15 protein-coding genes are annotated in these 19191 nt (G+C 73.1%); 4 read left to right on the plus strand and 11 right to left on the minus strand.

Annotated elements, in window-relative coordinates; all coding sequences use genetic code 11:
• Nucleotides 1-145: 145 nt before the first annotated feature.
• From smc to ABZY13_RS13625, 3 genes are all read right to left on the minus strand, one after another.
• Nucleotides 146-3703: a chromosome segregation protein SMC gene (gene smc, locus ABZY13_RS13615; protein ID WP_356630079.1), complete on the minus strand. Its 3558-nt coding sequence runs from the start codon at nt 3701-3703 to the stop codon at nt 146-148.
• A 265-nt stretch (nt 3704-3968) separates the two neighbouring features.
• The gene (locus tag ABZY13_RS13620; protein WP_129801581.1) at nt 3969-4175 is read right to left on the minus strand and encodes a hypothetical protein; all 207 of its coding nucleotides are present in this window, start codon (nt 4173-4175) and stop codon (nt 3969-3971) included.
• A 377-nt stretch (nt 4176-4552) separates the two neighbouring features.
• Entirely contained in the window at nt 4553-4834 is a 282-nt protein-coding gene (locus tag ABZY13_RS13625; protein WP_356630082.1) for an acylphosphatase, read from the minus strand.
• 166 nt (nt 4835-5000) lie between these two features.
• Here ABZY13_RS13625 and ABZY13_RS13630 point away from each other — a divergent pair, with 166 nt between their 5' ends.
• Nucleotides 5001-6125 carry a CAP domain-containing protein gene (locus ABZY13_RS13630; protein ID WP_356630083.1) on the plus strand — a complete coding sequence of 375 codons (1125 nt, stop codon included), beginning with the start codon at nt 5001-5003 and terminating at the stop codon, nt 6123-6125.
• 86 nt (nt 6126-6211) lie between these two features.
• Complete coding sequence (locus ABZY13_RS13635; RefSeq protein WP_356630085.1) at nt 6212-6607, plus strand: helix-turn-helix domain-containing protein; 396 nt, start codon at nt 6212-6214, stop codon at nt 6605-6607.
• On the opposite strand, the gene mutM is transcribed toward ABZY13_RS13635, so the two are convergent.
• The 8 genes from mutM to recG all read right to left on the minus strand — a co-directional run bounded on the left by mutM (nt 6586) and on the right by recG (nt 14119).
• On the minus strand, nt 6586-7488 hold the full coding sequence (mutM, locus tag ABZY13_RS13640; protein ID WP_356630087.1) for a bifunctional DNA-formamidopyrimidine glycosylase/DNA-(apurinic or apyrimidinic site) lyase: 903 nt from the start codon (nt 7486-7488) through the stop codon (nt 6586-6588). The two genes, ABZY13_RS13635 and mutM, sit on opposite strands and share 22 nt — an antisense overlap.
• A gap of 127 nt (nt 7489-7615) precedes the next feature.
• The gene (gene rnc / locus ABZY13_RS13645) at nt 7616-8482 is read right to left on the minus strand and encodes a ribonuclease III (RefSeq protein ID WP_356630089.1); all 867 of its coding nucleotides are present in this window, start codon (nt 8480-8482) and stop codon (nt 7616-7618) included.
• A gap of 19 nt (nt 8483-8501) precedes the next feature.
• A complete protein-coding gene (gene rpmF, locus ABZY13_RS13650) occupies nt 8502-8675 on the minus strand; it encodes a 50S ribosomal protein L32 (RefSeq protein WP_007493396.1) in 174 nt (57 codons plus the stop codon).
• Between the two features lie 2 nt (nt 8676-8677).
• On the minus strand, nt 8678-9322 hold the full coding sequence (locus ABZY13_RS13655; RefSeq protein ID WP_356630091.1) for a YceD family protein: 645 nt from the start codon (nt 9320-9322) through the stop codon (nt 8678-8680).
• A gap of 215 nt (nt 9323-9537) precedes the next feature.
• Nucleotides 9538-10614, minus strand: a complete 1077-nt coding sequence (locus tag ABZY13_RS13660; protein ID WP_356630158.1) for a cell division initiation protein — start codon at nt 10612-10614, stop codon at nt 9538-9540.
• A 69-nt stretch (nt 10615-10683) separates the two neighbouring features.
• Nucleotides 10684-11163 carry a pantetheine-phosphate adenylyltransferase gene (coaD, locus tag ABZY13_RS13665; RefSeq protein ID WP_356630160.1) on the minus strand — a complete coding sequence of 160 codons (480 nt, stop codon included), beginning with the start codon at nt 11161-11163 and terminating at the stop codon, nt 10684-10686.
• Between the two features lie 26 nt (nt 11164-11189).
• Complete coding sequence (gene rsmD / locus ABZY13_RS13670; RefSeq protein WP_356630093.1) at nt 11190-11777, minus strand: 16S rRNA (guanine(966)-N(2))-methyltransferase RsmD; 588 nt, start codon at nt 11775-11777, stop codon at nt 11190-11192.
• A 119-nt stretch (nt 11778-11896) separates the two neighbouring features.
• Nucleotides 11897-14119 carry an ATP-dependent DNA helicase RecG gene (gene recG, locus ABZY13_RS13675; protein WP_356630095.1) on the minus strand — a complete coding sequence of 741 codons (2223 nt, stop codon included), beginning with the start codon at nt 14117-14119 and terminating at the stop codon, nt 11897-11899.
• A gap of 197 nt (nt 14120-14316) precedes the next feature.
• Here recG and ABZY13_RS13680 point away from each other — a divergent pair, with 197 nt between their 5' ends.
• Together ABZY13_RS13680 and ABZY13_RS13685 are read left to right on the plus strand one after the other, a co-directional pair.
• On the plus strand, nt 14317-16161 hold the full coding sequence (locus ABZY13_RS13680; protein ID WP_356630097.1) for an HSP90 family protein: 1845 nt from the start codon (nt 14317-14319) through the stop codon (nt 16159-16161).
• Nucleotides 16158-19163 (plus strand): tetratricopeptide repeat protein, encoded by a 3006-nt coding sequence (locus ABZY13_RS13685; protein ID WP_356630099.1) that lies wholly within the window; start codon nt 16158-16160, stop codon nt 19161-19163. Before ABZY13_RS13680 ends, ABZY13_RS13685 begins: the two co-directional genes overlap by 4 nt.
• The last annotated feature ends 28 nt before the right edge of the window (nt 19164-19191 follow it).

Below are 19191 nucleotides of genomic sequence, written 5' to 3' on the forward strand. Positions count from 1 at the left end.
AAGTAACGTGGCAGAGACTATGCCTTCAACTTTCGAAGTCAATAGGGGGGTCGGTGTGAAGTCCTCGGTGTGAATGTGGTCAGTGTGTTCAAGTTTTGAATGGATGACGTCGGCCCAGGTCAAGACGGGTGTAATGGGCACGCACTTAGCGCAGGCGCTGGCTGATGACCTTCGACACACCGTCGCCCTGCATGGACACGCCGTACAGCGCGTCCGCGACCTCCATCGTCCGCTTCTGGTGCGTGATGACGATGAGCTGAGAGGTCTCCTGGAGCTCCTGCATGATCCGGATCAGCCGCTGGAGGTTGGTGTCGTCCAGCGCCGCCTCGACCTCGTCCATGACGTAGAACGGGCTGGGCCGCGCCTTGAAGATCGACACCAGCAGCGCGACGGCCGTCAGCGACCGCTCCCCGCCCGACAGCAGCGACAGCCGCTTGACCTTCTTGCCCGGCGGGCGCGCCTCGACGTCCACGCCGGTGGTCAGCATGTTGTCGGGGTCGGTCAGCACCAGCCGCCCCTCGCCGCCCGGGAACAGCCTGCCGAAGACGCCCTCGAACTCGCGCGCGGTGTCCCGGTAGGCCTCGGTGAAGACCTGCTCGACCCGCTCGTCGACCTCCCTGACGACCTGGAGCAGGTCGGCGCGGGTCTTCTTCAGGTCCTCCAGCTGCTCGCTGAGGAACTGGTGCCGCTCCTCCAGCGCCGCGAACTCCTCCAGCGCCAGCGGGTTCACCTTGCCGAGCTGCTGGTAGGCCCGCTCGGCCGCCTTCAGCCGCTTCTCCTGCTCCGCGCGGACGAACGGCCGGGGCCGGTTGCGCGGGTGGTCGGGGTCCTCCGGCAGTTCCTCGCCCTCGGCGGGGGGCGAGGGGGGCACCGGCTGGTGCGGTCCGTACTCGGCCACGAGCCCCGCCGGTTCCACACCGAGTTCCTCCAGCGCCTTCGTCTCCAGCTGCTCGATCCGCAGCCTCTTCTCGGCGCCGAGTACCTCCCCCCGGTGGACCGAATCCGTCAGCTTGTCCAGCTCGGCCTTCAGATCACGGCCCTGGGTGCGCGCGGCGCCCAGTTCCTGCTCGCGGCGGGCCCGGGCGGCCTCGGCGGCGGTGCGCTCCGCGTCGGCGCGGGCCAGGGAGACCTCGACGTGCGCGAGCAACTGGCGCGCGCCGGAGGCGACGGCCTGGGCGACGGCCGCCTCGTGCCGCAGCCGCGCACGCCGCTGCTCGGCACGCGCGCGTGCCTCGCGTTCGGCGCGCGCGGCCCGGTCCAGCGCGTCGGCCCGCCCGGCGAGCCCTTTGACCCGCTCCTCGTGCGTACGCACCTGGAGCCGCGCCTCCATCTCGGTCTGCCGCGCGTTGGCCCCGTCGGCGGCGAGCCGGTCCCGCACGGAGGTGTCCGGCTCCTCCTCGAACGGCATCTCCTCGGCGACGGCCAGCCGCTCCGCCAGTTCCTCGGCGTCCGCGAGCGCCTTGTCGAGCGCCTCCTGCGCCCGCGCGGCGGCGGCGACGCTGCGCTCGGCCTCGCCGGCGGCGGCCCTGGCCTGCCCGGCGAGCCGGCCGAGCTGCTGGGCGACGGCCGACTTCTCCCGGTCGGCGGCCCGGCGCCGCTCCCCCAGCTCCTCGACCAGCGCGGCGGCCTCGGTGCGCCGCTCGGCCGCGGCCCGCTGCGCCTCGGCCAGCTCCTCGCACCGCACGGCCAGCTCGGCCAGCTCGGCCGCGGCCTCGTCGACGGAGGCCTGCACCTCCAGCAGGCTCGGCGCCCCGGCGGAACCGCCCTGTGCGAAGTGCGCCCCGAGCAGATCGCCCTCGGCGGTCACCGCGGTCAGCGCGGGCCGCGCGTACACCAGCTCCTCGGCGTCCTCCAGGGTGGGCACGACGACGATCCCGCGCAGCAGCCGCCGTACGGCGGGCATCAGCTCCTCGGGACCGCTCACCAGGTCGGCCGCGTACGGCGGCCCGTCCGTCCCCGTGCTCTCGCGCGGTAGGTCGTCGGGCGCGCCCGACAGCAGCAGCGCCGCCCGTCCGGCGTCCTGCTTGCGCAGCAGCCGGATGGCGTCGGCCGCCGCGGTCGGCGTGGTGACCGCGAGGGCGTCGGCGGCGGCGCCGAACGCGGCGGCGAGCGCAACCTCGTGGCCGGGTGTCACGGTGAGCAGTTCCGCGGCCGGGCCGAGCAGTCCGGTGAGCCGGTCGCGGGCGGCGAGCAGGGCGCCGGTGCCGTCCTTGCGGCGCAGTCCGAGGGCGAGGGTGTCGTGCCGGGCCCTGGTGGCGGCCCGCTGCCGTTCGGCCGCGCCGGCCGCCTCGCGGGTCGCGGCGAGGTCGCTCTCCGCCTCGGCGAGCCGGCGTTTCGCCTCCTCGTGCCGCTCGGCGAGTTCGGTGTCGCCGGCGTCGAGGCCGTCGACCTCGGCCTTGAGCGCCTCGTACTCCTCCTGCGCGCGTACGGCCCGTTCCTGGGCCTCGTCGCGGGCGGCGGCCAGCCGGTCGATCTCGGCCTGGGCGGAGGCGGCGCGCGAGCGGGCGGCGTTGACCTGGCCGTTCAGCCGGGCCAGGCCCTCGCGGCGGTCGGCGATGGCGCGGGCCGCGTCCTTCAGCCGGCGCTCCTCCAGCGCCAGCTCGCGTTCCAGTTCGGCGCGGTGCGCGACCGTGTCGTCCAGGGCGCGCTGGGCGGCTTCGAGGGCGGCCTCCAGTTCGGCCTCCTGCTCGCGGATGCGCTGGGCCTCGCGCTCCATGTCCTCGGGGTCGCGGCCACGGCGTTCCTCGAGTGGGGCGGAGGTGGCGCTCTTCACCCGCGCGTCGGCCAGGGAGACGGTGCCGCGCACCCGCTCGGCCAGCTGGGACAGCTCGTACCAGGTCTGCTGGGCGCGCTGGAGGCGCGGGGTGAGCTGCCGGACCTCGTCCTCCAGGAGGGCCTCGCGCTGGAGCGCCCGGCGCAGCTCCTGCTCGGTGGCCTCCTTGCGTTCCTTGAGCGCGGCCTCGTCGGCGACCTCCGCCTGGAGCGCCTCCCGCAGCCGGACCAGGTCGTCGGCGAGCAGGCGCAGCCGGGCGTCGCGCAGGTCGGCCTGGATGACGGCGGCGCGGCGGGCGACCGCGGCCTGGCGGCCGAGCGGCTTGAGCTGGCGGCGCAGTTCGTCGGTGAGGTCCTGCACACGTGCGAGGTTGGCCTGCATCGCGTCCAGCTTGCGCAGCGCCTTCTCCTTGCGCTTGCGGTGCTTGAGGACGCCGGCCGCCTCCTCGATGAAGGCGCGGCGGCCCATGGGGTCGGCGTGCAGGACGGAGTCGAGCTGGCCCTGGCCGACGATGACGTGCATCTCGCGGCCGATGCCGGAGTCGGAGAGCAGTTCCTGGATGTCGAGCAGACGGCAGGTGTCCCCGTTGATCTGGTACTCGCTGCCGCCGTTGCGGAACATGATCCGCGTGATGGTGACCTCGGCGTACTCGATGGGCAGCGCCCCGTCGGAGTTGTCGATGGTCAGCGACACCTCGGCGCGGCCGAGCGGCGGCCGGCCGGTGGTGCCGGCGAAGATGACGTCCTCCATCTTGCCGCCGCGCAGCGACTTGGCGCCCTGCTCGCCCATGACCCAGCTGAGCGCGTCCACGACGTTGGACTTGCCCGAGCCGTTGGGCCCGACGACACACGTGATGCCCGGCTCGAACCGGAGTGTGGTCGCCGAGGCGAACGACTTGAACCCGCGGAGGGTCAGGGCCTTGAGGTGCACGCCGCCGGACTCTACCTTCCGGGGTTGTCCCACTCCATGAACCCGCGGTTTCGCCGCTGCACGCGCAGGGCACACCAGACGTTAAGACGCTGAAAGGATGCGCGGAGAAGGAACGGCTCCGGGGGCGGACGCCGGAAGGGCGCGGAGAAGGGCGCGAAGCGCGCGGGGAAAGAAAGAAGGGACGCCGAAGCGTCCCTTGCAACTTCTGACACCTGAGCGGTTGGTACGGTCCGCCCGACCACTGTGTCGTTGTGCGATGCAGTGATCAGGTGAGCGCAGGCTCCGCCTGGTGTGCGTCGACGCTCTCCATGATCCTGTCGTGGTGAGAAGCGGCAGCCGCCAGCGCGTCGTTCTCGGCCTGGATCCGTACGAGTTCGGATTCCAGGTCCTGGACGCGCTGCTGGAGCCGTCGCATCTCGGCGAGGAGTCGAGGGTCGGAGCCGCCGACGTAACCGAGAAGCGCCTTTGCCATGATGGATGGTCCTCCACAATGAGTGACCGACCGATGCGGTGTGGGTCGTGAGGGATTCGCACCCGCGGTGCTTGGCACTGTGGAGTTGTGCTGCCGTTCATCCATGCCAAACAGCCAAGGTGCGCGGGGCTTTCAGCGTCTCACCAAAAAGTTTGACGGTCAACACGATCACGCCCCGTATTGGGGGCAACCCGGGCGAACACGGCGTGAAGCGGTGGTGTCGCGGCATATGCGGGGCCCGGGGGGCGTGGCGGCCATCCTGGCGCGCGGAGCCCTCGTCGGCAAGACCCCGGCCGCAATCACCTGCTTCTTTCCGTCCGGGGCAGCCACCGCGGGCATGTCCGTCGCCCGCCGTTCCGGCCGGGCGCCGGGCCGGGTCAGCGGATGGCGAAGCCGTCGTAACCGCCGCGCGGTGTGTCCCAGATCTCTGTCACGCCGTCCACGCGCCCGGGCGTGTCGTCACTCCGGAGCCAGTCGAGGAGTCCTTCGCAGCCGGCGCGAGGGCCTTCGGCGACCACCTGGACGCGACCGTCCTCCAAATTGAGAGCAAAGCCACTCAGCCCGCCGATCTCCAGCGCCTTGGCCCGCGTGAACCAGCGGAAACCCACACCCTGGACGCGTCCGCGCACCCAGGCGACCAGTCGCACATCGTCGCTCATGGAGGCAACCTAACGGGCCAATGTCTCTTGGGACACTTCCTCCCCGTGCGCCATGCGGTACCGTCCAGCCCCAATGAAACTCATCTGAAACTCACTCGATCGTGTGGGTTTTGTTGATCAACCGCGACAACGCGAGAGTCGCCGCGAGGACGAGGAAGGCCAGGACATGGGACGCCACCGACGCTCCGCCGCCGGCCGCGCCGCCACGGGCCGCGCGACGGAGGCCACTGCGGCGCACGGCTCCGCCGCCGGAAGTCAGGACCCGCGGCACTCGTACCCGGGCGACCGGCCCGAGCCCGGCATCGCGCCCTATCCGAACCCGGAGGCCTACGCCGAGGCCGTGACGCGCAGCGACGCGTACCTCTTTGCGACGGACGCCACCGGTCCCACGGGTCCGGCGACGGGCTCGCCGGAAGACGGCGGGTACCCGGCCGAGGGCGGCGCCTCGCGCGGACGCGCCCACCGCCGCAGGAAGAAGGCCGCCACGCCGGTACGGACCGGGCTGCTCGGCGTCTCCGCCGCGGTCGCGCTCGGCACGGTCGCGGTCGCCACCGGCGTCCTGCCCGGCGGCGAGAGCTACACGCTCGGCGGGAGCGGCGCCGACAAGGTGCAGACCAGCGACACCCCCGGCAACACCGGGACGCAGCAGGGCGGCGCCTCCGCCAGCATCGAGACCGGCGCCGTGGCCGGCGGCACGACGACGAGCCCCGGCACCGGGCGCTCCGCGTCGCCCTCGGCGTCCCCGTCGAAGACGTCGAAGACGTCGGCCGAGCCCAGCACCGAGGCCCCCTCCAAGAAGCCGAGGACCGAGCCGTCGGCGAAGAAGCCGAAGCCGGCGCAGCCGACCCGCACCGCGCAGCAGACTCCGCCGAAGGCCACGCCGAAGCCCGAGGCTCCGGTGACGGTGTCCGCCGAGGCCGCCGCCGAGGCCGAGGTGCTCCGCCTGGTCAACGAGGAGCGGGCGCGGGCGGGCTGCAGCCCGGTCGCCGCGAACAGCGCGCTCGCCGGCCTCGCCGGGGACTTCAGCCGCGCCATGGCCGAGCAGGGCTTCTTCGACCACACCGACCCGAGCGGCGCGACCCCGTGGGACCGTGCCGAGCAGGCCGGCATCACCAACCTGGGCGGCGAGAACATAGCCCGCGGCCAGGCCGACGCGGCCTCCGTCATGGAGGCCTGGATGAACAGCCCCGGCCACCGCGCCAACATCCTGAACTGCGACTTCAAGACCCTGGGCGTCGGCGTGCACCACGGCTCGGGCGGGCCGTGGTGGACGCAGAACTTCGGCTACTAGCGCTACGCGGCGCGCACCGGGCCGGCACGCTCACCAGCGGTTAGCGTGCTCTGCCGGTCAGCGCTGTGCGGGCGTACGCTTGCGGTATGACGACCACGCACGAGTGCACGGAGGACGAGCGCCTCCCGTACGACGTGTTCTCCCGGGCCTGTCCGTCGCGCGGGACGCTGGAGCACATCACGGGACGCTGGGGCGGGCTGACGCTCGGCGCCCTGTACGAAGGCTCGCTGCGCTTCAACGAGCTGCGCCGCCGGGTGGACGGCGTGAGCGAGAAGATGCTGTCCCAGACCCTGCACGCGCTGGAGCGCGACGGCCTGGTGCACCGCGAGGCCCAGCCCACCAACCCGCCCCGCGTCGACTACGAGCTGACGCCGCTCGGCCGCGAGGTGGCCCGGCGGCTGACCTCGCTCATCCAGTTCGTGGAGGGACGGATGGACGAGGTGCTCGCCGCCCGCCAGGCCTACGACGCCCGGCGCGGCTGAACGGCGCCCGGGCCGCTTGCCACCACCGTCACGCGCGGGGGCCGCTGGCACTTCGGGCAGAAGTAGCTGGAGCGGTTCATCCACGGGCGGCGGCGCATCGGGGTGCCGCAGCGCCGGCAGGGCAGCCCTTCGCGGCCGTACGCGTCGAGGGAGCGGTCGAAGTAGCCTGACTCGCCGTTGACGTTGACGTACAGGCTGTCGAAGCTGGTGCCGCCCACGGCGAGCGCCGCGTTCATGACGTCCCGGACGTGGCCGAGGAGCTGGAGCGTGCGCGGGCGGGTGAGGCCGGCGGTCGGGCGGTCGTAGTGGAGGCGGGCCCGCCACAGGGCCTCGTCCGCGTAGATGTTGCCGACGCCGCTGATCAGGGACTGGTCGAGCAGGGCGCGTTTGATGGTGGTGCGCTTGCGGCGCAGCGCCCGGTGGAAGGCGTCCTCGTCGAACAGCGGGTCCAGCGGGTCGCGGGCGATGTGCGCGATGACGTCCGGCAGCCCGTCGGTTCCGGTGTCGTGCAGCGAGAGGCCCCCGAAGGTGCGCTGGTCCACGAAGCGCAGCTCGGTCCCCAGGTCGTCTCCGAAGCGGACGCGGACGCGCAGGTGCTTCTCGTCGGGCGCGGTGTGCGGCTGGACCAGCAGCTGGCCGCTCATCCCGAGGTGCGCCAGGACGGCCTGCCCGGAGTCCTCCAGCGGCAGCCACAGATACTTGCCGCGCCGGCTCGGCGTGCCGAAGCGGTGACCGTCGAGACGCCGGGCGAAGTCGTCGGCGCCGGCGAGATGGCGGCGGACGGCGCGCGGGTGCAGCACCTCGACGCCGGCGACGGTCCGGTGGGCGACCCACCGGTCCAGACCGCGGCGTACGACCTCGACCTCGGGCAACTCGGGCATGGACTCCCCCGTGGAATGAGCCGAGCGCCCGTCCCCGGGCGGGGCGGGCGCTCTGGCCGTTGCTGTGCTCTGCCGGCGCCGACACCGGCGCCGGCGGAGCCGGACGACCGGCGGGCCGACGGGCCGATCAGTCGTCGGCCCCGGCCTCGACGGTCACCCCCGCCTCGACGGTCGCACCGGCCTCGACGGCCGCTCCCGTCTCGACGGCGGTGGCGGCCTGTGAGGCGGCGGCCGCCTGGGCGGCCTGCGCCGCCGCGGCGGACTTGGCGCGCTCGTCCGCGGCGGCCCGGATGGCCCGCCAGGCGGACTCGGCGGCCTGCTGCTCCGCCTCCTTCTTGCTGCGGCCGGTGCCGGTGCCGTACGAGACGCCTCCGACGCGGGCGGCAGCAGTGAAGGTCTTCTCGTGATCGGGGCCGGTCTCCGTGACCAGGTACTCGGGAACGCCGAGCCCTTCGGTCGCGGTCAGCTCCTGGAGGCTGGTCTTCCAGTCCAGGCCGGCGCCGAGGTTGGAGGACTTCTCGATCAGCGGGTCGAACAGACGGTGCACCAGCTCCGCCGCCGATTCCAGGCCCTGGTCGAGATAGACCGCGCCGATCACCGCTTCGAGGGTGTCGGCGAGGATGGACGCCTTGTCCCGGCCGCCCGTGCCCTCTTCACCGCGGCCGAGCCGGATGAAGGAACCCAGGTCGAGCGTGCGTCCCACGTCCGCCAGCGCACGCGAGTTGACCACCGCGGCCCGCAGCTTGGCCAGCTGGCCTTCGGGCAGGTCGGGGTGGGTGCGGTACAGCGTGTCGGTGACGACGAGGCCGAGCACGGAGTCCCCGAGGAACTCCAGCCGCTCGTTCGTCGGCAGACCGCCGTTCTCGTACGCGTAGGAACGGTGGGTGAGCGCTCGCACCAGAAGGGCGGACTCGACCTGGTAGCCGAGCCGCCCTTCCAGAAGCGTGTGGGACGAGGCCTGCTGGTCCGCAGAGTTTTTCTTCGGCGTGGACACAGTGCCTCTCACCAGCCGCTCAGACCTCGAGGACCTGGCGCTTGTTGTAGGTGCCGCACGACGGGCACGCGATGTGCTGCAGCTTGGGCTCGTGGCAGCGCTCGCACGCAACCAGGGTGGGGACCGCAGCCTTCCACTGCGACCGGCGGTGGCGCGTGTTGCTGCGCGACATCTTCCGCTTCGGAACAGCCACGGCTACTTCTCCTGCTTCTCGTCGACGCCCGCTTCGGCGCCGCTCATCTCGTCCTTATCGCCGGATTCGAGCGAACCGGCGATTCCCTGCAGTGCCGCCCAACGGATGTCGACGGCGTCGTGGTGGTGGTCCGGGTCGTCCGCCAGCCGCACTCCGCACTCGGAGCACAGACCCGGGCAGTCTTCCTGGCACACCGGCTGCATCGGCAGTGCGAGCACCACCGCATCGCGCAGCACGGGTTCGAGGTCGAACAGGCCGTCCTCGATGAAGAGCCTGTCCTCGTCTTCCTCGGCGTCGTCGGCCGGTTCCGCCTTGGGGCGGCCCCGGTCGTCGGCGTCAGGGTACGAGAACATCTCCTGGAAGTCCGCTTCGAGCTCCTGCTCGAGCGGCTCCAGACACCTTACGCACTCCCCCTCGGCCCGTGCACGGGCGGTGCCCGTGACGAGCACCCCCTCCATGACCGACTCGAGCCGGAGGTCCAGCTCGACCGGGGCGCCTTCCGGCACTCCGATGACGTCCTTAAGACCGAGGTCCCTGGGGGCGTCGACCGTGCGGGTCAGGCGCTGCAGCGCACCAGGACGCCGTCCCAGCTCGTGCGTGTCGAACACGAGAGGGTTGCGGTGGTCGAGGCGGGCGTTCAGAGCCATTCCTGCTTTCGATCCTTGAGCTGGGGACGCCGCCCTTCGGTGTTCCCGGGCAGCGCTGATCGCGGAGGTACACACGACCGAAGTGACAGGATACTGGACCTTTCGCTGTCGGCCCAATCGGGCCGCCTCGGGCCCCCGGTCCGGTCGCGGCCCGGCCACGGTGACCGTCCCGTGGCCCGGTTGCGGCCGTCCCGGAGCCCGGTCCGGGTCCGGCGTCAGCCGTTGCCGCGACCCTGTTCGTACGCCCTGAGCTGCTCGGCGCTGATCATGCCGGTGTCGAAGAGACTGGTCTCGTCGAGCTGCTGCGGCGCCTGCGCGGGGGCCGGGGCCGGGTCGTAGGCGGGCTGCTGCGGGTAGCCGGCGTAGGGGTCGGCCTGCTGGTAGCCGTACGGGTCCTGCGCGGCGTACTGCTGCTGGTAGCCGTAGGGGTCCTGCTGGGCCTGCGTGTGCGCCTGTGCGTGGGTCTGCGGCTGGGTCTGGCCGGGGTAGGCGTCGGCGTAGGCGTCCTGGGGCGCGTACGGCTGCTGGGCCGGGACCGGCGCGGGCTGCGGCTGCCGGTCCGGGGCGGGTTCGGCGGTCAGCGCGGCGAGGTCGGCCAGGTAGTCGGCGTCGCTGGTGTGCTGCCGGGTGGTGGTGTCGTCGGCGAGGGCGCCGAGGTCGTCGCTGGCGATCCGGCCGTGCAGCTTCTGCCGGCCGCGGCCGACGGCGTCCAGGGTCTTGGCGAGTACCGCCTCGAAGGCGCCGAGCTTGGCGTCGACGTACGCGTCGGCCGTGCGGCGCAGGGTCTCCGGGTCGTGGCTGCGCTCGGGGGCGTCCTCGTCCGCGTAGCCCTGCTCGTCCAGGCCCGGACCGGTGCCGAGCAGCTTCTCCCGGCCGCGGCCGACCGAGCCCAGGGTCTTGGTGAGGACCACCTCGAAGTTGGCGAGCTTGGAGTCGACGTAGTCGTCGGCCTCCGCGCGGATCTCCTCGGCCTCCTGGCGGGCCTCGGCGAGGATGCGGTCGGCCTCCTCCTGCGAGCGGCGGGCGATCTCGGTGCCGGAGATCAGCGAGCCGCGCTCGGCGTGCGCGCTCTCGATGATCCGCTCGGCCTCCTGGCGGGCCTGCTCGACCAGTTGTTCCCGGCCGCCGATCAGCTCCTGGGCCTGGGCGAGCGAGTCGGGCAGCGCGGCGCGCAGCTCCTCCAGCCGGGCGAGCAGATCGGCGCGGTTGATCACGCACGAGGCCGACATGGGCATGGCCCGGGCACTGGAGACCGCCGCGACGATCTCGTCGAGCTTCTTCTGCACGTCCACCGGTTGGCTCGCCACTCTCTACAGCTGTGTTGGAGACGGACGGGACGACTGTAAGGCCATGAGGCGCCGTCAGTCCTGCCTGAGCCGTTCGGCCAGCGCGCTCAGGACCACCGGGGGCACCAGGTGGGAGACGTCGCCGCCCCAGGTCGCGACCTCCTTGACCAGGGAGGAGGACAGGAAGCTGTAGGTGGGGTTGGTCGGCACGAAGAGGGTCTCCACGCCGGACAGGCCGTTGTTCATCTGGGCCATCTGCAGTTCGTAGTCGAAGTCGCTGACCGCGCGCAGGCCCTTGACGATGGCCGGGATGTCCCGCTCCTTGCAGAAGTCGACGAGGAGGCCGTGGAAGGCCTCGACGCGGACGTTCTCGTACTCGGCGGTGACCTGGCGGATCAGGTCGATCCGCTCGTCGATCTCGAACAGGCCCTTCTTGGCCTTGTTGATCATCACCGCGACGTACACCTCGTCGTAGAGACGGGAGGCGCGGGAAATGATGTCGAGGTGTCCGTTGGTGATCGGGTCGAACGACCCGGGACAGACGGCACGGCGCACTTGAGGTCCCTCGCTCTCCGGTCCGGTCATGGTGCGTCTTCGCACGTAGAGGCGGCGAGACCGTACCAAAACGTTCCCTCGCCGTAACGACGGGCCCGGAGCGCCTCGAAGCCGTCCGGCCAGTGGAAGACGCCGCCTCTGGTGCTGCGCTCCACGGTGACGAGGGCTTCGGCGGCGAGCCACCCCTCCGAGCGGAGTGTGAGCAGGATCTCCCGAAGATCGTCGTCCGACACGGCGTACGGCGGGTCGAGGAAGACCAGGTCGTACGGCTGGGCCGGGGGCGCCGTGCGGATGATCTGCTCGGCCTTGCCCGCCCGCACCTCGGCGCCGGGCAGGCACAGGTTCCGGACGTTCTCCCGGATCGTGCGGACCGCCTTGGCGTCGGCCTCGACCAGGAGGGCGTGCCCGGCCCCGCGGGAGAGTGCCTCCAGGCCCACGGCGCCGGAGCCGGCGTACAGGTCGAGGACGCGTTCGCCGGACAGGGGGCCGCCGAGGAGGGACTGCCAGGTGGAGAAGAGGCCCTCGCGCGCGCGGTCGGAGGTGGGGCGGGTGCCGGTCCCTGGCGGGACGGCCAGGCGGCGTCCGCCGGCTGCGCCGGCGATCACGCGGGTCATCTTCGGTCCTTGTCCGATGCGGGCGGGGTTGGCGGGGTGGTGCTCGACGGGGCGGTGTTCGGGGGGGTCGTGGAACCAGTCTGGCAGGCGTGGGGGTGGGGCGCCGTTCTCGTGAGCGGTCATCCCTTCTCCAGGTACCGCTCCCGCTCGTCGTCCAGCAGCGCGTCCAGCGCCGTGCGCAGGGCCGGGTGGGACGTGAGGTCGGGGTCCGCCGTCACGAGGGCCGTCGCCTCCTGTCTCGCCTCGGCGATGATCTCCTCGTCCTCGATCACGGCCAGGACCCTGAGACTGGTGCGGGCCCCCGACTGGGCCTGGCCGAGGACGTCGCCCTCGCGGCGCTGCTGGAGGTCGATGCGGGACAGCTCGAAGCCGTCGAGGGTGGCGGCGACCGCGTTCAGGCGCTGGCGGGCGGGGCTCGCCTCGGGCATCTCGGTGACCAGCAGGCACAGGCCGGGAGCGGAACCCCGGCCCACGCGGCCGCGGAGCTGGTGGAGCTGGGAGACGCCGAAGCGGTCGGCGTCCATGATCACCATCGCGGTGGCGTTGGGGACGTTCACGCCGACCTCGACGACCGTCGTGGCGACCAGGACGTCCGTCTCGCCGGCGGCGAAGCGGCGCATCACGGCGTCCTTGTCGTCCGGGGCCATCCTGCCGTGCAGGACCTCCACCTTCAGGCCCTTGAGCGGGCCGGCCGCGAGCTGGTCGGCCACGTCGAGGACGGCGAGCGGCGGGCGCTTGTCGGCGCCCTCGGCCTCGGCGGCCTCCCGCTTCTTCGGGTCCTCCTCCTCGTCGCCGATGCGGGGACAGACGACGTACGCCTGGTGGCCGCCTGCGACCTCCTCGCGCACGCGTTCCCAGGCACGGGCCAGGAAGTGCGGTTTGTCGGCGGCGGGGACGACATGGCTGGCGATCGGGGAACGGCCTGCCGGGAGCTGGTCGAGGACCGAGGTCTCCAGGTCGCCGAAGACGGTCATGGCGACCGTGCGCGGGATGGGGGTGGCCGTCATGACGAGGAGGTGCGGGGGCTGTTTGCCCTTGCCGCGCAGGGCGTCGCGCTGTTCGACGCCGAAGCGGTGCTGCTCGTCCACGACGACCAGGCCGAGGTCGTGGAACTGGACCTTGTCCTCGATGAGCGCGTGGGTGCCGATGACGATCCCCGCCTCGCCGGTGACGAGGTCGAGCAGCGCCTGCCGGCGGGCGGCGGCGCCCATGGAGCCGGTCAGCAGCACGACCTTGGTGGCGTGCTCGGAGCCGCCGAGCATCCCTCCCTCGGCCAGCTCGCCCATCATCTCGGTGACCGACCGGTGGTGCTGCTGCGCCAGCACCTCGGTCGGCGCGAGCATCGCGGCCTGCCCGCCCGCGTCGACCACGGCGAGCATGGCGCGCAGGGCGACCAAGGTCTTTCCACTGCCCACCTCGCCCTGGAGCAGGCGGTGCATGGGGTGGTCGGTGGCCAGGTCGTCGAAGATCTCCTGGGAGACCTTCCGCTGGCCCTCGGTGAGGGTGAAGGGGAGGCGGTCGTCGAAGGCCGCGAGGAGGCCGTCGGGGCGGGGTCTGCGGGGGACCGCCGGGAGCAGCGCGTCGGTGTGGCGGCGGCGGGCGAGGGCGACCTGGAGGACGAAGGCCTCGTCCCACTTGAGGCGGTCGCGGGCGTCGGCGACGTCCGCCTTGGTGTGCGGGCGGTGGATCTTGAGCAGGGCCTCGGGGAGGGAGACCAGGCCCCGGCCCTCGCGGAGGGACCCGGGCAGCGGGTCGGCTGCCTCCTGGGCGCTGGGCAGGACGGTCTGGATCGCCTTGCCGATCTTCCAGGACTCCAGTTTGGCGGTGGCCGGGTAGATCGGGATGAGGGCGCCCGCCCAGGACTCGGCGGTCTCCCCGGCGGCCTCGCCCGGGTCGCCGGGGTCGCCGGGGTCACCGCGCAGCAGTTCGTAGGCGGGGTGGGCCAGTTGCAGCCGGCGGTTGAAGACGGAGACCTTGCCGGCGAACAGCGCGCGGGTGCCGGGCAGGAGTTCCTTGTGGGGTTTGTGGACGCCGTTGCCGAAGAAGACGAGTTGGAGCCGGCCGCTGCCGTCGGTGATCGTCACCTCCAGGCGCTGGCCCTTGCCGCGCGGCGCCCTGCTGGAGGCGAAGGTGTGCAGGCGGGCGTCGGCGACCTGGGCGACCACGGTGACGTGCTCGTCCATGGGCAGGTCCGCGAGGTGGGTGAGCCGGCCCCGCTCCTCGTATCTGCGCGGGTAGTGGTGCAGGAGGTCGCCGACGGTGTGCAGGCCGAGGTGCTCGGCCATCACCTTCGCGGTGGCGGGGCCGAGCACCTTCTTCAGTGGTTCGTCCAGTGCGGGCACGGTTCCATTGCACACCACGACACTGACAACGCCGCGGCGCTCTGGGTTCCAATGCCGTATAAGTCCGAGGAATCCCCTGGTCAGGCGGTTCGGTAGGGCTCTAGGATGACGCGCTCCGGCCATCCCTTCGCGGTCACGGCCTCACCGGACCGCCCGACCCCGCGCCGCCGGCCGTCTCTCCCGGCAGCGCTGTGACGATGGACTCCCAGACCTCGCAGTCATCCCAGGCATCCCCTTCACCTCACACCTTCCAGGTCGACCTGCGTGGTCTGGTGGACCTGCTCTCCCATCACCTCTACTCCAGCCCCAAGGTCTACCTGCGCGAACTGCTGCAGAACGCCGTGGACGCGATCACCGCCCGGCGCGCGCTGGATCCCGGCGCGCCCGCGCGGGTGCGGCTGTTCGCCGAGGCGGGCGCGCTGCGGGTGGAGGACTCCGGCGTGGGGCTCACCGAGTCCGACGTGCACGACCTGCTGGCCACGATCGGCCGCAGCTCCAAGCGGGCGGAGGCGCTGCACGAGGCGCGTTCCGGGTTCCTCGGGCAGTTCGGGATCGGACTGCTGGCGTGCTTCGTGGTCGCCGAGCGGATCCGCGTGGTCAGCCGCAGCGCCCGTACGCCGGACGCCCGGCCGGTGGAGTGGACGGCGGCGGACGACGGTTCGTACACCGTGCGCACGCTGCCGGACGACGCCCGGCCCGAGCCGGGCACGACCGTGCACCTGGTGCCGCGGCCCGGCGCCGGGGAGTGGCTGGCCGAGGAGCGGGTGCTGGAGCTGGCGCGGGAGTTCGGCTCGCTGCTGCCCTACGACGTCCGGGTGGGCGGGGAGGCCGTCACCGACCTTCCGGCGCCCTGGGACCGGCCGTACCCCTCCCCCGCGAACCGGCGGGCGGCGCTGGCCCGGCACTGCCACGACCTGTTCGGCTTCACCCCGCTGGACTCGATCGACCTGAACGTGCCGCTCGCCGGGATCCGGGGGGTGGCGTACGTGCTGCCCTCGGCGGTGAGTCCCGCGCAGCGGGCCCGGCACCGCGTCCACCTCAAGGGCATGCTGCTGACCGAGCGGGCCGAGCAGCTGCTGCCGGACTGGGCGTTCTTCGTGCGCTGCGTACTGGACACGGACAGCCTGCGGCCGACGGCGTCGCGGGAGGCGCTGTACGAGGACGAGACGCTGGCGGCTGTGCGGGACGCGCTCGGGGAGCGGATCAGGTCCTGGCTGACCGGGCTGGCCGCGGGCGATCCGCAGCGGCTGTCGGCCTTCCTGGCGGTGCACCACCTGGGCGTGAAGTCGCTGGCGCGGCACGACGCGGAGATGCTGCGCATCATGCTGCCGTGGCTGCCGTTCGAGACGACGGACGGGCGGGTGTCGCTGGCCGAGTTCGCGCTGCGGCACCCGGTGGTGCACTTCACGCGGACGGTGGAGGAGTTCCGCCAGGTCGCCCCGATCGCGTCGGCGCAGGGCATCGGCGTGGTGAACGGGGGCTACACCTACGACGGCGAGCTGGTCGAGGCACTGCCGTCGGTGCGGCCGGGGACGGTGGTCTCCGAGCTGGACGCCGACACGGTGACCGCGCACCTGGAGGCCGTGGACCCGGCCGAGGAACTGGCGCTGTCGGGATTCCTGGCGGCCGCGCGGGCGGCGCTGGACCCGCTGGGCTGTGACGTGGTGCTGCGCGCGTTCCATCCGCTGTCGGTTCCCGCGCTGCATCTGAGCGACCGGGAGGCGCGGCACGAACAGGCGCGCGCGGAGGCCGAGGAGCGGGCCGACGACCTGTGGGCGGGCATCCTGGGCTCGCTGCGGGGCGGGGCGCCCCGCGCGCGGCTGGTGCTGAACCATCTCAACCCGCTGGTGCGGCGGATCGGTTCGCTGCGCGAACCGGAACTGGTCGGCACGGCGACGGAGTCGTTGTACGGGCAGGCCCTGCTGATGGCGCAGCGCCCGCTGCGGCCGGCCGACTCTGCGCTGCTGAACCGTGCCTTCATCGGCCTCCTGGAATGGGCCACCCACAGTGACACGGACTCCCCGGGGGAGGGGCACCGATGAGTGAGATCTCGGACTTCGAGGAACTGCGCCGGGCGATGGCGGAGAACGCCGAGCAGCCGGAGGGGCCGGCCCGCAACGCGCGCGCGGAGGTCCTGCTCGCGCAGGCGGAGCGGCTGAACATACCGCTGGCCGTGATCGAGGCGCTCGGGCATCAGCTGAAGGTCTACAACTACAGCTCCGAGAAGGACAAGATGTTCGTCCCGTTCGCGCGGCTGCTGCGGATGTGGGACGAGCGGCCCGAGGACTTCGACGCGTACGAGGCGCATTCGCTGCACTGGGTGTTCAAGTGGATGTCGAGCGGGATGCTCGGCCAGCCGCACATCCCGCTCGCCGCCATCGAGAAGTGGCTGGGCGAGATGGAGCACCGCTACCGGCTGGCCGGGTACTCGCAGCGGGCCGTGCGCAGCGCCGAGTTCAGCGTGGCCGCGCACGTCGGCGACCTGCCGCGCGCGGAGCGGGCGTACGCGGCGTGGCTGGCGGCGGACCGGGACGCGATGGCCGACTGTCACGCCTGCGAGCTGAACGGGCAGGGCTGGTGGCAGGCGGTGAGCGGGCGGGACGCCGAGGCGCTGGAGCTGTGGGGGCCGGTGCTGGAGGGGGAGTTCACCTGCGCGCACGAGCCGCACTCGGTGCTCTCGTCGTCGCTGAAGTCCCTGCTGCGGCTGGGCCGCGTGGACGAGGCGCGGGCCCATCACCTGCGCGGGCTGAGACTCGTGCGGCCGATGGAGAGCATGCGGGGCGCGTACGCGGACCACGTGGAGTTCTGCGCGCTCACCGGGAACGAGGCGCGCGGTCTGGAGCTGCTGGCGGAGCGGCCGGCGTACTTCACCGACGACGGGCATCCGCAAACCCGGCTGGACTTCCTGAGCGTGGTGGCGCTGCTGATGGACCGGCTCACCGCGCGAGGGCTGGGCGGCCGGCAGGTGCCGGGGCCGACGGGGCGGAGCTGGACGGCGCGGGAGCTGGGCGCGTACGCGCGCACGGAGGCGCTGGCGCTGGCGGCGCGGTTCGACGCGCGTAACGGAACGTCGTACGTCAGTGAACGCGCCCGCGCGCGGATGGACCAGGAGGCGCTCGTGGAGCGACTCCCGCTCGGTGTGCGCTCCGCACGCCCCGGGTCCACGGCGCACGCCTCGCCGGCGGCCGTGTCGGCGCCCGCCCCCGACGCGGCTCCCGCACCGGACGGCGGTTCCGGACTCTCCGCCCTGCTCGCCGAGGCCCGGCGGCTGTCGGAGACCCTGCGGCCGAACGCCGTGGAGGCCTGGGCGGCGGTCGCGCGGGCCGCCGAGGGCGTCGCGCTCGACGCCCGGGACCGGGCGGAGATCGCCGATCACGAGGCCATGAGCCTGGGTCCGGCGGGCGCGGAGCTGTTCGACCGCGCGGCGCGGCTGTACGCCGAGGCGGGCGACCCCGGTGAGGCGCTGGCGGCACGCGCGCGTGCGGCGTACGTCCGCGCGCTCGGCGGCGACGTGGACGCGGCCGTGGCGGCCGTCGCCGAGGCCTACGACGAGGTCCTCGCGCTGTTCGCCGAGAGCGGCACCGGGGTCCGGCAGACCGCGTCCGTGCTGATCGGGCGGGCGCGCGTCCTGATGCGGCGGGTGATCGAGCCGGACGACTCCTCCGGCGGCCCGGCGGGCGGCGGGGCCCCGCGGGACACCGTCCTGGCGGAGGCCGAGGCCGCCGCGCGCGAGGTGCTGGCGCTGGTGGACGGGCACACCGGCGACGACGTACGGCTGGCCTCGCGGGCGGCGGAGGCGCGGGCGATGCTCGCCGAACTGGCCGTGCACCACGGCGACCTGCGGTCGGCCGCCGGGCTGTTCGCGCAGGCCGCGGCGGCGTACGTCGACGCGGGGCTGCCGTGGTTCGCGGTGGAGTACGAGGCGCGGCTGGCCGGGCTCGCCCATCACCTGGGCGACACGGAGGAGGCCGAGCGGGCACTGCGGGCGGCGCTGGAGCACGGCGGGGCCCAGCTGGAGCCCGTCGGACGCGCCCAGCTGCACCTCCAGCTCGCGGAGCTGCTCGGCGGCCGGGAGCTGCCCGCCGAGGCCGCGGAGCACGCCCTGGAGGCGTCGCACTGGGCCGACGAGGCCGGCGAGAGCCCGACCGTCGGCGCCTGGGCGCGCCATCTGCTGGGCGGGTTCCTGCTGCGTCAGGGGCGGTGGGCCGAGGCGGCGGAGGTGCTGGAGTCGGCGCTGCTCGACCTCACCGCGGAGACGCACGGCGACGGGGCGATCGTGCAGACGCAGTGGTGGCTCGGCGACTGTCTGAGCGAACTCGGCGAGCACCGCGCGGCGGCCGAACGGCGCCTGGAGGCGGCGGAGACCGCCCGGCACTGGCCCGAGCAGCAGGACCACGCCACGCTGGCCCATCTCGCCGCCGAGTCGCTGGGGCGGGCGGGGCTGCGCGACGAGGCGGATCGGGCGTACGCGCGCGCGGGCGAGCTGTGGCGCTCCGTGGGCAACGTCCACGGGCTGGTCCGCTCGCTGCGCGCCCGCGCGTGGCTCGCCCTGAGCACGCAGGACACGGAGGACGGGGAGAGTGCCGAGGACGGCCGGGAGGTGGGGCGGGAGCTGATGGAGGCGGCGGTGGCGGCGTGCGAGTCGGCGCTGCGCACGGCGGCCGACGAGGAGTCCAGGTTCCGGCTCACCGAGGAACTGGGCCACACGCACCGCCAGTTCGGCGACCTGCTCGCCCGCTCGTCGGCCGAGGACGCGGAGGACGGCTCCATCCAGGCCGCCTTCGAGGAGGCGCTGGCCGAGATGGAGGAGGCCGTCGCCCTGTTCGCGTCCCTCGGGTACGAGGCCCTGCACAGCCGCACCGGCGCCGAACTCGCCGCCGGGTGGCTGGAGGCCGACCTGGGCCGCACCGCCCGCGCCGAGTCCCGCGCCCGCGCGGTGCTGGCGGCCTACGCGAACGCCTCCCCCGACGACGAGACGACCCGTGCCCGGCAGGCGGAGGCGGAACAGATGCTGCGGGTGGTGCGGGAGCAGGAGGACGAGTAGCCGCGCGGCCGGCCCGGTTCGGCGGCCC

The sequence above is a fragment of the Streptomyces sp. NPDC006610 genome (genome assembly GCF_040611575.1).
Classification (GTDB): Bacteria; Actinomycetota; Actinomycetes; order Streptomycetales; family Streptomycetaceae; genus Streptomyces.